Here is a 12,477-nt window from a genome sequence, read left to right on the forward strand (position 1 = left end):
AGATGAAGTCACGAGCAGCAGTTCTTCTCGACGGCCCCGGCAAGTGGGACGTCATCGAGGTCGAGGTCGACGAGCCCAAGGAGTTCGAGGTCCTGGTGCGGTTCACGCACGCGGGTCTGTGCCACTCCGACGACCACTACGCCCAGGGCGACGTCCCAGCGATGGCCTACCCGTTCGCCGGCGGCCACGAGGGCGCCGGGATCGTGGAGAAGGTCGGTCCGGGCGTACGCGATCTGAAGGTCGGCGACCACGTGGTGGCCGCCTTCATCCCCGGCTGCGGCCGCTGCACCTGGTGTGCCCGCGGCATGCAGAACCTGTGCGACAACGGCGCCTACATGATGCTGGGCACCCAGCTCGACGGCACCTTCCGCCTGCACACCGACGACGGCAAGGACGTCGGCCAGTGCTCGCTGGTCTCGACGTTCTCCGAGTACTCCATCCTGCCCGAGTGGGGCGCGCTCAAGATCGACGACGACATCCCGCTCGAGATCGCGGCGCTGGTCGGCTGCGGGGTCCCGACCGGCTGGGGCTCCTCGGTGAACGCTGCCCAGGTACGCCCCGGTGACGTGGTCGTGATCATGGGCATCGGCGGCATCGGGATCAATGCGGTGCAGGGCGCGAAGTTCGCCGGCGCCTCACACATCCTCGCCGTCGACCCGGTCGAGTTCCACCGCGAGAAGGCGCTCGAGCTCGGTGCGACCGAGGCGTTCGTCAACATCGCTCAGGCGACCGACCGCGCCCAGCAGCTCACCAACGGGCAGGGTGCCGCCTCGGCGATCGTCACCGTCGGTGTCGCCAACGGCGAGCACGTCGCGGAGGCGTTCGGGGCGATCCGCAAGGCAGGCACGGTGGTGCTCACCAGCATGTGCAACGTCACCGAGTACGGCATCCCGGTCAGCCTGTTCGAGTTGGCGATGTACCAGAAGCGGATCCAGGGCTCCCTGTTCGGGATGATGCAGCCCACCCGCGCGGTGCCGGACATCCTGGAGCTGTGGCGCGAGGGCAACATCAAGCTCGAGGAGCTCATCACCCGCCGCTACGCCCTGGAGGAGATCAACCAGGGCTACGAGGATATGCACGCGGGAATCAACCTCCGCGGTGTCATCGACTACTCCGCCTGACGAGCCGACATGACCCACGTCGTCACCCGAGCCTGCTGCAACGATGCCAGCTGCGTACCCGTCTGTCCGGTCAACTGCATCCACCCGACACCGGACGAGCCCGACTATGGCACCGCCGAGATGCTCTACATCGACCCCGATGCGTGCATCGACTGCGGTGCCTGTGTCGAGGCGTGCCCGGTCGGGGCGATCAGCGCCGACTACGACCTCGCCGCCGAGCAGGAGCCGTACGAACGGATCAACGCCTCCTGGTTCGACGGCGAGGGGCGGCGTGACTATGCGCAGGAGCCCGTCGCCGCCCGGCCCACCACGTGGGCCGGGCGGAGCGGGGAGCAGCTTCGGGTGGCGATCGTGGGATCCGGTCCAGCGGCGTCGTACGCGGCCGAGGAGCTGCTGTCGCGGCGCGGCCTCGACGTCACCGTGGACATGTACGAACGGCTGCCGATCCCGGGCGGACTCGTCCGCTTCGGGGTCGCACCCGACCACCAGGACACCAAGCAGACCTCGGTCGCGTTCGCCCGGACGCTGAAGCGCAAGGGACTGCGGCTCTTCCTCAACACCGAGGTGGGCAGGGACATCACCGTCGACGAGCTGCGCGCGAGCTACCACGCCGTGATCGTCGCCGTCGGTGCCCTGGACGACAGGCGCCTCGGCATCCCGGGGGAGGACCTCCCCGGCAGCCACTCGGCGACCGAGCTGGTCGGCTGGTACAACGGCCACCCCGACTTCGCCCATCGCACCTTCGACCTCTCCAGCGAGCGTGCCGTCGTCGTGGGCAACGGCAACGTCGCCCTCGACGTCGCCCGGATCCTCGCCTCTGACCCCGAGCGGCTCGCGGGCACCGACATCGCCGACCACGCGCTCGCGCAGCTGCGGGAGAGCAACATCCGTGAGGTCGTCGTGGTCGGCCGCCGCGGACCGCAGGAGGCGGCGTTCACCACCAAGGAGCTGCTCGGCCTGATCCAGACGCCCGGGATCGACGTCGTCGTACGCAGCGAGGAGCTCGCCGCGGCCGAGGCGGAGCCGGGGTCGGCCGCCGCCGAGAAGCAGCGCCTGCTGCAGGAGCTCTGTTCCCGGCCCCTGACCGCGCCCCGGCGGGTGGTGCTGCGCTTCCTGGCCTCGCCCGAGGCCGTCCTCGGCGACGACTGGGTGGCGGGCATCCGGCTGCAGGCGAACCGGCTCGAGGCGGATGCGTCCGGCGTGGTCCGCCCGGTGCCGACCGGCGACACGGAGGAGCTCGCCTGCGGCCTGGTCTTCCGCTCGATCGGCTACCGCGGGTCCGCGGTGCCGGGCGTCCCCTTCGACGAGGTACGCGCCGTGGTGCCCAACACCGGCGGCCGCGTCCACGAGGCCGGTGAGCCGGTGCCGGGCCGGTTCGTGCCGGGCCTGTTCGTGACCGGCTGGATCAAGCGTGGCCCGAGCGGGGTCATCGGCACCAACAAGCAGTGCGCCCGGGAGACCGTGGCTCACCTGCTGGCGGACTTCGACGCCGGCACCCTGCCCGTGCCGCAGCAGGCGTCCGACGACATCGAGTCGCGGCTGCCCGGCCACGTCGGGCTCGAGGGCTGGCGGCAGATCGACACCTACGAGACCGGCGCCGGCCGGGCGGCCCGTCGCCCGCGGGTGAAGCTGGTCGACATCGAGGAGATGCTCAGCGTGGCACGGTCAGGAGCCGGTGCATGAGTTTGGACCCACGTACCCCGGTGCTCGTCGGCGGCGGGCAGCTCAACCAGCGGCCGGAGACCCTTGCCGAGGCCGAGGAGCCGGTCGACATGATCGCCCGGGCGGCCCGGCTCGCCGCTGCGGACGCGGGTGCCGCCGAGCTGGTCGAGCGGATCGACTCGATCCGTGTCGTCGGCATGCTCTCGTGGCGCTACCGCGACCCGGGCCTGCTCGTGGCCCAGCGGCTGGCGGCCTGGGTGCGGCACACCGTCTACACCGGCAACGGCGGCAGCCATCCGCAGGCGCTGGTCAACGACGCCGCCGAGGACATCGCCGCCGGGCGCTGCGACGTCGTGCTGGTCGGCGGTGCCGAGGCGTGGCGGACCCGGATGGCGCTCAAGGCCCGTGGTGATCGCCCGGACTGGACCCGGCAGGACGAGTCGGTGCCGGTTCCCGAGACCCGTTCCGATGTGCCCATGAGGGACCCGAGCGAGGTCGCGGCCGGGCTCGACCGCCCGGCGTACGTCTATCCGCTCTTCGAGCAGGCGATCCGGATCGCTTCGGGGCGAGGTGTCGACGAGCACCGCGACGCCATCGCCGCGTTGTGGGCGAGGTTCAACGAGGTCGCGGTCGGCAACCCCGACGCCTGGGTGCGGCAGCGCTGCACCGCCGAGGAGATCGCCACCGTCTCGCCGGCCAACCGGATGATCTCCTCGCCCTACACGAAGCTGATGAACTCCAACAACAGCGTCGAGCAGGCGGCCTCGGTCCTGGTCTGCTCGGTCGAGGCGGCGCGACGCTACGGCGTTCCCGAGGACCGGTGGGTCTTCCTCCGCTCCGGCAGCGAGGCCTCCGACACCGCCCAGATCGCAGCGCGGCCACGGCTCGAGGCCTCCTCGGCGATCGCGGCTGCCGCGCGGACAGCCCTGGACCTCGCCGGCCTCGCCCTCGACGACCTGGGTCCGGTCGACCTCTACTCCTGCTTCCCGTCGGCGGTGCAGGTCGCGGCGAACGCGATCGGGCTGCCGCTCGACGACCCCGGCCGCCCGCTGACCGTCACCGGCGGGCTCACCTTCGCCGGCGGGCCGTGGAACAACTACAGCACCCACGCCATCGCCACGATGCTGCGCGAGGTGCGCCGCACCCAGCGGCCCGGACTGGTCACCGCCAACAGCGGCTACCTGACCAAGCACGCCATCGGTGTCTACGCGCCCACCCCCGGGAACGGGTTCCGCCGGGCTTCGGCGCAGGCCGAGGCCGACGCAGTCGCGCCCACCCCGGTGGCCTCGGCCTACACCGGGCCGGCCGAGCTGGAGGCCTGGACCGTCGCCCACGACCGCGACGGCCGGCCGGCGACGGCGATGGCGGCGCTGCGTACGCCCGGAGGTGCCCGGACGCTGGCGCGCTCGGAAGCACCCGAGATCGCCGAGCGCCTCGCCGCCGAGGACCTGGCCGGGGCCAAGCTCGACGTCGCGGCCGACGCCACCTTCGACCTTCCCTGAAACCCGTCACCCGAGGAGAACCCCATGAACGCATCCACCCCCGACTTCGAGGCGACCTACCGCCGGCACGTCGACGGCGTCGTCGCCGGCGACATGAAGTCCGTGCTCGCCGACATGGCCCCGGGCTCGGTCCCGGGAGTCTTCGAAGGTGTCCAGGTCCCGGGTGCCCAGGTCGACGCCGCCGACATCCGCTCCGCCCTCGTGGACGGCGAGCGGGGGACCGGCGAGGCGGTCTACACCACCCCGGAGGGCACCATCGGCCTGCGTTCCGGCTGGGGGCTCGTCGACGGCGCCTGGAAGGCCGACTCGCTGGAGAACTTCGACCCGGCGAGCCAGGCATGACCGCTGCCGCGACCGAGATCCTCCCGACCGGCCCCGCACCCGACGACAGCGACCGCCCCTTCTGGGAGGGGCTCCGCGAGGACCGGCTCCTGCTCCCGCGGTGCGGCGCCTGCGGCCAGTGGCGCGCGCTCGGCCGGGCCATGTGCTCCGGCTGCTGGTCCTTCCGGACCGAGTGGTCTCCGGTCGCGCCGGCGGGCACCGTGCACACCTGGGTACGCAGCGCCCGCGCGTTCATGAGCGAGCTCGACGTCCCGGTCCCGTACGTCACGGTCCTGGTGCAGCTCGACGACGTCCCGGTGCGGCTGCTGGGCATCCTCCTCGGCGAGGACCCGCGTCCGGCGATCGGTGACCGGGTCACGGGCGTGATCCAGCAGCCCGCGAACGCCGAGTGGCCGGTGCTCCGCTGGCAGCTCGCCGGGGGTGAGGGGCGATGAGCTTGCGCGGAACGACGGCGATCGTGGGGGTCGCCGACATCCACCACCCACGCGGCAAGGCACCGGTCGGCGAGCGCGAGCTCGTGCTCCAGGCGATCCTGGAGGCGTGCGCCGACGCGGGCATCTCGCCGCGCGACATCGACGGGTTCACCTCCTACGCCGGAGGCGACAACAGCGGGCCCGTGCTCGCCGCCGACCTGGGCGTGCGCGAGCTGCGGTGGTCGAGCATGGTCTGGGGCGGGGGAGGAGGCGGCGCCGCGGCCGCCATCGGCGCGGCGTCCGCGGCTGTCGCCACCGGCCAGGCCGAGTGCGTCGTCGCCTTCCGTGGCATGTCCCAGCGCGAGACCGGTCGCCTCGGCTACGCCAAGTACTACTTCGACAACAACTACCTGCCGCACGGTGTCGCCACCCCGGCCCACGTGTGCGCCCTGCGTACGCAGCGGATGCTGGAGCACGACGGCGTGCCCCGCTCGGCGATGCGCAACCTCGTCCTGGCCGCCTACCGGCACGCCCAGAACAACCCGGGCGCCGCGGGCTACGGCAAGCCGCTCGACGAGGCCGGCTACGACGCCTCGCCCTTCATCGTCGAGCCGTTCCACCTCTTCGACTGCTCGCGCGAGAACGATGGCGCGGTCGCGCTCATCGTGGTCTCGGCCGAGCGCGCCCGCGCGCTGGGCCGCCCCGCGGCGTACGTCCTGGGGGCCGCGCAAGGGGCGCCGGGCGGCTACTCGGCGCTGAACGAGAACGACGAGCCCTACACCTCGGCGGGCTTCGCCGACTTCTCCTCCGGGACCGGCGTCGCCTCGCGGCTGTGGGCGCAGGCGCGGTTGAAGCCGGCCGAGGTCGACGTCGTCCAGGTCTATGAGAACTTCAGCGGCCCCGCGGTCGCCTCCCTCATCGACCACGGCCTCTGCCGGCCCGGCCCGGCGGCCGCCGAGGTGATGACCGTCGAGAACCTCACCGCTCCCGGCGGCTCGCTGCCGGTGAACACCTCCGGCGGCAACATCGCCGACTCGTTCGTCAACGGCATGGGCCTGGCCGTGGAGGCCGTCCGCCAGATCCGCGGGACCTCGACCAACCAGGTCGACCGAGCCGACACCTCGCTCTTCATCGGCGGGCCGATGGCACCGCTGGTCAGCTCGGTCCTCCTCGGCAGCGAACAGACCCTCTGAGCAAGGAGCCCAAGATGTACGACCGCCCACGACTCTTCGTCGACGGAGACTGGACCGATCCGGCGAAGGGAACGACCTACGAGGTGATCGAGGCCGCCACGGGCGAGCCCTTCGCCACCACCGCGATGGCCACCGCCGAGGACGTCGACGCCGCCGTCGCCGCGGCGCGGGCTGCCCTGTCCGGTCCGTGGAGCAGGATGACCCAGGCCGAGAGGGCGAAGATCCTCGGCGCGTTCGCCGCCGCGCTCGGTGCCCGCCGCAAGGAGACCGCCGCCCTGGTCACCCGGGAGAACGGCATGCCGATCTCCCTCTCGCACGTGGTCAACGGCATCGCTCCCGGCTTCATCACCGGCTACTACGCCGAGCTGGCCGCGTCGCTGAGCCTCGAGGAGACCCGGCCCAGCCCGACCGGCGGAAACACCCTGGTGATCCGCGAGCCGGTCGGCGTGGTCGCCGCGGTGACGCCCTGGAACTATCCGCAGCCGCTCGCGGTGATGAAGATCGCCCCGGCGCTCGCGGCCGGATGCACCGTGGTGCTCAAGCCGGCGCCCGAGACCGCCCTGGACGCCTTCGTCTTCGCCGACGCCGCCGCGGAGGTCGGGCTGCCTCCGGGCGTGCTCAACGTACTTCCGGGTGACCGTGACGCCGGTGCCCACCTGGTCGAGCACCCCGGCGTCGACAAGGTCGCCTTCACCGGTTCGACCGGTGCCGGCCGGGTGATCGGCGCGACCGCCGGCCGGCTGCTGCGCCCGGCCACGCTCGAGCTGGGCGGAAAGTCCGTCTCGCTCGTCGCCGAGGACGCCGACCTCTCGCTGGTCGCCGCCAAGCTGTTGGAGGTCTCCCTTCCCAACAACGGCCAGACCTGCCACGCCGCCACCCGGATCTTGGCCCCGCGCAGCCGCTATGCCGAGGTGGTCGAGGCGGTCACCTCGACGGTGGCCGCGTTGACGGTCGGAGACCCGCTGGACCGGGCGACCCAGGTCGGCCCGCTCGTCTCACACGCCCAGCAGCAGCGGGTCGCCGACTACATCCGGCAGGGCCGCGACCTCGCTCGCCTCACCACCGGCGGCGGCCTCCCCGACCGCCCGGGCTGGTACGTCGAGCCGACCGTCTTCGCCGACGTCGACAACGACTGCGCCATCGCCCAGGAGGAGATCTTCGGGCCGGTGCTGGTGATCACGCCGTACGCCGACGAGGACGAGGCGATCGGCCTGGCCAACGACTCCGACTACGGGCTCGGGGGAGTCGTGTGGAGCGCGGACGAGGAGCACGGCCTCGCCCTGGCGCGCCGGATCAGCAGCGGCACCGTGGGCGTGAACCACTACGAGCTGCACATCAACGCGCCCTTCGGCGGCGTCCGCTCCAGCGGTCTGGGCCGCGAGCTCGGTCCCGAGGGGCTGGAGCCGTACCTGGTCGCGAAGTCGATCTACCGCCGCTGAGTCCTGTTGGGCCGGTCCTGCTGGTCGAGCCGCCGGGATCCGGTGGCTCGACCAGCCGGTTTTCAGCGCAGCAGGTCCTTGGCGACGATGTCGGTCATGATCTCGTTCGCGCCGCCGTAGATCCGCTGCACACGCGCATCGACGAACGCCCGCGCGACCGGATACTCCAGCATGTAGCCGTAGCCGCCGTGCAGCTGCACGCCGGCGTCGATGACCTCGTGCTGCAGGTCGGTGGCCCAGGCCTTGGCCTTGGCCGCGTCGACCGGCGAGAGCCTGCCGGCGTTCCACTCGCGTACGCAGCGGTCGATGTAGGCCCGGGAGACCTCGATCGCCGTGCGCAGGTGTGCCAGCTTGTGCGCGGGCACCTGGAAGTCGGCGATCCGGCGCCCGAAGGCGGTCCGCTCCTTGACGTAGTCGACCGTCCAGCCGAGCACGGCCTCGGCCGAGGCCTGCCCGGCGATGGCGATGCCGAGCCGCTCCAGCGGCAGGCTCTGCTTCAGGTACGCCAGTCCCTGGCCGACCTCGCCGAGCAGGTTGTCCGCGGGCACGTGCACCTGGTCGAAGGAGAGCTCGGCGGTGTCCTGGGCGCGCAGCCCGACCTTGTCGAGCTTGCGGCCCCGGGTGAACCCGGGGGTGCCGTCCTCGACGACGAAGAGGCTGAAGGACTCGCCGGTGCGCGCGAAGACGATGACCAGGTCGGCCAGGATGCCGGAGGTGATGAACGTCTTGGAGCCGTTGATCAGCCAGCCGTCGCCGTCCGGCACCGCGCTGGTGGTGATCCCGCGCAGGTCGCTGCCGGCGCCCGGCTCGGTCATCGCGATCGCGCCGATCGTCTCGCCGGTCACGAACCCCGGCAGCCAGCGCTTGGCCTGCTCCGGCGTCGCATGCCGCAACAGGTAGTTCAGCACGATGTCGTCGTTGGTCGAGAAGCCCGACTGCAGCGAGCTGGCACCCACCCGGGCGATCTCGAGCTGCAGGATCATCCGGTAGCGGTAGTCCGTCTCACCCGGCCCACCGAACTCCTCCGGCACGGCCAGACCGAGAAGCCCCTGCCGGCCCGCGGCCAGCCAGGTCTCCCGGTCGATCTCACGTTGCTCGTCCCAGCGCTCGAGGTTCGGCTCGACCTCACGGGAGACGAACTCCCGGACCACCTCCCGGAACTCCTCGTGGTCCGTCTCGAACAGGTCGCTCTCCATGTCCATCCCCTTCCAGTAAACCTATCGCCAGTAGGTTATTGGAAGACGTGCTCATCCGCCAGAGGGCGAGAGCGGTCCGGGCCGGGTCAGGCCGTCTGGGCGAGGTCGGCGGCCGAAGCGGGAGCGTCGGTGCCGGCGGCGGCGTCGATGCTCCCGAAGTGGGCGACGCCGAGGAGATAGCTGCGTACGGTGTGCTCGAAGATCTGCTTGGTGTTGAGCTGGTTCGCGGCGCCGGCGGCCGTCAGGGCCGGGAAGCGCTCGGGGTCGTCGTGCTCGAATCGGACCCGGGCGCGCGAGGGCGGCCGCATCGCCTCGGCGATCGCGGCACCCAGCGAGACTTTCTCCAGGCCGTCGAGGATCTGCACGTGCAGCTCGACGGGCACGCCGCACTCGCTCAGGTAGGTGGCGGCCTGCTCGTACATCTCGGTGAGGAGGTCGCGGGGCATGAACCGGAGCAGGATCGGCGCCGCATTGCGGTGTCGCAGAACCGAGGCGCGGAAGTTCAGGGCGAGCTGCGTGAACCACTCCGCCCAGTCGTTCTGGCTGGGCTTGCGGGGCAGCGGGGTCTTGGCGACGATCGCGTGGGCCACTGCCGCGAGGATCTCGTCCTTGTCGCTGAAGTGGTGGTAGAGCGAGGGCGCCTTGACGTTGAGCTCGCGGGCCAGCCGCGGCAGGCTCAGGGCATCGATGCCGTCTCCGTCGATGATCTCCAAGGCGGCCTTGATGGTCGCCTCTCGACTGATCAGCGGTGTGCTCGGTCGTGCCATGGGGCCCTCCTTGGTCCTGCGGTCCTTCGATAACCGCATCACTTTAGATTCTTGCATGTCTTTACCGAATCGCCGATGGCTAGGGCGTGATTTGCTGGTTACGCTCTTGTAAACCTAATGACAGAAGGTTTAGTGTGATCGCGATCCCATAACTGTGAACATCAGGAGAGCCCTTATGGCCAACGCCGTGATCGTCGACATCGCCAGGACAGCCTCCGGCAAGGGAAAGCCGGGAGGTGCGCTCTCCGGCGTCCACCCCGCCGACCTCTTCGCGACCGTCGTCCGGTCACTGGTCGAGCGGAACGACCTCGACCCGGCCCTGGTCGAGGACGTCATCGGCGGCTGCGTGATCCAGTACGGCGACCAGTCGCTCAACATCACCCGCACGGCCCTGCTCGCCGCGGGTCTCCCGGTCGAGGTCCCCGGCACCACCATCGACAGGCAGTGCGGCTCCTCCCAGCAGGCCGCGCACTTCGCAGCCCAGGGCGTGATCGCGGGGGCGTACGACATCGTCATCGCGGGCGGCGTGGAGTCGATGAGCCGGGCGCCGATGGGCACATCGGTCGGCACCGGCGACCCCTTCGGGCCGCTCGCTGCCCGCTTCCCGAGCCTCCCCAACCAGGGCATCGGCGCCGAGCTCATCGCCGCGCGCTGGAAGATCGACCGCGACCAGATCGACGCCTACTCGGCCGAGTCGCACCGCCGCGCCGCGGCGACCGCGCTCTCCGGTAGCTTCGGTCCCGAGGTCGTCCCGGTGACGCTGCCCGACGGCAGCAGCCACGTCGTCGACGAGACCGTACGGCCCGCCACGACCGCCGAGGGGCTCGGCGGGCTGAAGCCGTCGTTCTACAGCGAGGAGATGGCGGCCCGCTATCCCGAGATCGGCTGGCACATCACGCCGGGCAACTCCTCGCCGCTGACCGACGGTGCCTCCGCTGCGCTCATCATGAGCGAAGAGCGGGCCGCCGAGCTCGGCCTGGCCCCCCGAGCCCGGTTCCACACCTTCGCGGTCTCCGGCTCCGACCCCGAGATCATGCTCACCGGCCCGATCCCAGCGACCCACAAGGCGCTGAAGAAGTCCGGCCTGAGCATCGAGGACATCGACGCGTACGAAGTGAACGAGGCCTTCGCACCCGTCCCCCTGGCGTGGGCGCAGGAGTTCGACGCGGACCCGGTGCGACTGAACCCGCGCGGCGGTGCCATCGCCCTCGGCCACCCGCTGGGCGGCTCCGGAACGCGCCTCATGACCACACTCCTCAACCACCTCGAGGAGACCGGCGGGCGCTACGGCCTGCAGACGATGTGCGAGGGCGGCGGGATGGCCAACGCGACCATCATCGAGCGCCTCTGACCACCCCACCCCTGGAAGGAACATCATGAACATCACCGGTAAGTCCGCCCTCGTCACGGGCGGAGCCTCCGGCCTCGGCCTCGCCACCGTACGCAGGCTCCACTCGGAGGGGGCGCACGTCGTGATCCTCGACCTGCCCGGCAGCGACGGCAAGCAGGTCGCCGCCGACCTCGGTGAGCGCGCCGTCTTCGTGCCGGCCGACGTCACCGACGAGGAGCAGGTGCAGGCCGCCGTCGACGCCGCCGTCGCAGAGGCACCACTGGCCGTGACCGTGAACTGTGCCGGCATCGGCAACGCGATCCGGGTCGTCGGCAAGGACGGCTCGCCATTCCCGCTCTCCGACTTCACCAAGATCGTCAACGTCAACCTCGTCGGCTCTTTCAACGTCCTCCGCCTCGCGGCGGCAGTGATGGTGGCGACCACCGAGATCGACGGCGAGGAGCGCGGAGTGATCGTCAACACCGCCTCGGTCGCCGCCTTCGACGGCCAGATCGGCCAGACGGCCTACTCGGCCTCCAAGGGCGGCATCGTCGGGATGACCCTGCCGATCGCCCGCGACCTGGCCAACCACCGGATCAGGGTCAACACCATCGCGCCGGGCCTGTTCCACACGCCGCTGTTCAACGCCCTGCCGGACGAGGCCATCGACTCCCTCGGCGCCCAGGTGCCCCACCCCAGCAGGCTCGGCAAGCCGGAGGAGTACGCCGGTCTTGTCGCGCACATCGTGGAGAACCCGATGCTCAACGGTGAGGTGATCCGGCTGGACGGCGCGATCCGGATGGCGCCGCGCTGAGGTGGGCGGCGAAGCTGACGGCACGGTGACCGGCCATGCCGAGGCGTGGGAGACCCGCATCGGCGTACCAGAGTCGTTCACCGCGGCCAATCTCGAGACCGAGTCGGCCGAGCTCCCGGGTGGGGTCGCCTGGGGGCCGCTCGTCGAGGCGCTGCGCGGGTTCCTCGACGATCTTGCGGGCTCCCTACCCGACCAGGAGCGCGCCGTCGCGCTCACCCGGCACCTCGAGCAGTGGGCAACGCTGCTGCGACAGGACCAGGTGCCCGAGATGCTGCAGGCATTCGGCCACCGTGTCGACCTGCACGGCCGCGGTCAGGTGATGGCCCCTGCCTTCGTGCTCAGCGAGCGCGGCCCGGACAGCGTTGAGGGAACCGTCACCTTCGGACGCTACTTCCTCGGCGGCCACGGGGCGGTCCACGGCGGCGCCGTCGCGCTCCTCTTCGACGAGGTGCTAGGTCGCCTCTCCGACACCTCCTCGCGACCGCCGGGACGCACCGCCAACCTCACGGTGAACTTCCGCGCGGTGACGCAAGTCGACAAGCTGCTCACCGTCCGGGCCCGGTTCGAGGAGGAGTCTGGTCGCAAGCGTTACCTGGTTGGCGAGATCTGGGACGGCGAGACCCTCTGCGCCGACGCCCGTGCGCTCTTCCTCGGGCTCCGCGCAGGGCAGGACTGAGATGCCCGATGGATTTCAGACA

12 protein-coding genes are annotated in these 12,477 nt (G+C 71.1%); 10 read left to right on the forward strand and 2 right to left on the reverse strand.

Annotation, left to right across the window (positions count from 1 at the left end):
* Positions 1 to 2: 2 nt before the first annotated feature.
* From ACZ6WN_RS21995 to ACZ6WN_RS22025, 7 genes are read left to right on the forward strand one after another with little or no spacing between them, the layout of a single operon-like run.
* Positions 3 to 1,121 carry an NDMA-dependent alcohol dehydrogenase gene (locus ACZ6WN_RS21995; RefSeq protein ID WP_357335902.1) on the forward strand — a complete coding sequence of 373 codons (1,119 nt, stop codon included), beginning with the start codon at positions 3 to 5 and terminating at the stop codon, positions 1,119 to 1,121.
* A gap of 9 nt (positions 1,122 to 1,130) precedes the next feature.
* Positions 1,131 to 2,804 (forward strand): FAD-dependent oxidoreductase, encoded by a 1,674-nt coding sequence (locus ACZ6WN_RS22000; protein ID WP_465867591.1) that lies wholly within the window; start codon positions 1,131 to 1,133, stop codon positions 2,802 to 2,804.
* Complete coding sequence (locus tag ACZ6WN_RS22005) at positions 2,801 to 4,285, forward strand: acetyl-CoA acetyltransferase (protein ID WP_465867593.1); 1,485 nt, start codon at positions 2,801 to 2,803, stop codon at positions 4,283 to 4,285. Before ACZ6WN_RS22000 ends, ACZ6WN_RS22005 begins: the two co-directional genes overlap by 4 nt.
* Positions 4,286 to 4,309: 24 nt before the next feature.
* Positions 4,310 to 4,627 (forward strand): hypothetical protein, encoded by a 318-nt coding sequence (locus tag ACZ6WN_RS22010; protein WP_465867594.1) that lies wholly within the window; start codon positions 4,310 to 4,312, stop codon positions 4,625 to 4,627.
* Entirely contained in the window at positions 4,624 to 5,061 is a 438-nt protein-coding gene (locus ACZ6WN_RS22015; protein WP_465867595.1) for a Zn-ribbon domain-containing OB-fold protein, read from the forward strand. Before ACZ6WN_RS22010 ends, ACZ6WN_RS22015 begins: the two co-directional genes overlap by 4 nt.
* Positions 5,058 to 6,233: a thiolase C-terminal domain-containing protein gene (locus ACZ6WN_RS22020; RefSeq protein ID WP_465867597.1), complete on the forward strand. Its 1,176-nt coding sequence runs from the start codon at positions 5,058 to 5,060 to the stop codon at positions 6,231 to 6,233. The genes ACZ6WN_RS22015 and ACZ6WN_RS22020 overlap by 4 nt, the downstream gene beginning before the upstream one ends.
* A 14-nt stretch (positions 6,234 to 6,247) precedes the next feature.
* Positions 6,248 to 7,672, forward strand: coding sequence for an aldehyde dehydrogenase (locus ACZ6WN_RS22025; protein ID WP_465867599.1), 1,425 nt, complete (start codon positions 6,248 to 6,250; stop codon positions 7,670 to 7,672).
* Positions 7,673 to 7,734: 62 nt separating this feature from the next.
* On the opposite strand, the gene ACZ6WN_RS22030 is transcribed toward ACZ6WN_RS22025, so the two are convergent.
* Together ACZ6WN_RS22030 and ACZ6WN_RS22035 are read right to left on the reverse strand one after the other, a co-directional pair.
* On the reverse strand, positions 7,735 to 8,868 hold the full coding sequence (locus ACZ6WN_RS22030; protein WP_465867601.1) for an acyl-CoA dehydrogenase family protein: 1,134 nt from the start codon (positions 8,866 to 8,868) through the stop codon (positions 7,735 to 7,737).
* An 86-nt stretch (positions 8,869 to 8,954) separates the two neighbouring features.
* Positions 8,955 to 9,635 (reverse strand): TetR family transcriptional regulator, encoded by a 681-nt coding sequence (locus ACZ6WN_RS22035; protein ID WP_465867602.1) that lies wholly within the window; start codon positions 9,633 to 9,635, stop codon positions 8,955 to 8,957.
* A gap of 175 nt (positions 9,636 to 9,810) precedes the next feature.
* Between ACZ6WN_RS22035 and ACZ6WN_RS22040 the strand changes: the two genes are divergently transcribed.
* From ACZ6WN_RS22040 to ACZ6WN_RS22050, 3 genes are read left to right on the forward strand one after another with little or no spacing between them, the layout of a single operon-like run.
* Positions 9,811 to 10,986 (forward strand): thiolase family protein, encoded by a 1,176-nt coding sequence (locus ACZ6WN_RS22040; RefSeq protein ID WP_465867603.1) that lies wholly within the window; start codon positions 9,811 to 9,813, stop codon positions 10,984 to 10,986.
* Between the two features lie 25 nt (positions 10,987 to 11,011).
* Entirely contained in the window at positions 11,012 to 11,779 is a 768-nt protein-coding gene (locus ACZ6WN_RS22045) for a 3-hydroxyacyl-CoA dehydrogenase (RefSeq protein WP_465867605.1), read from the forward strand.
* A gap of 1 nt (position 11,780) precedes the next feature.
* A complete protein-coding gene (locus ACZ6WN_RS22050) occupies positions 11,781 to 12,455 on the forward strand; it encodes a hotdog domain-containing protein (protein ID WP_465867607.1) in 675 nt (224 codons plus the stop codon).
* The last annotated feature ends 22 nt before the right edge of the window (positions 12,456 to 12,477 follow it).

Source organism: Nocardioides sp. NPDC054178 (assembly GCF_055585005.1).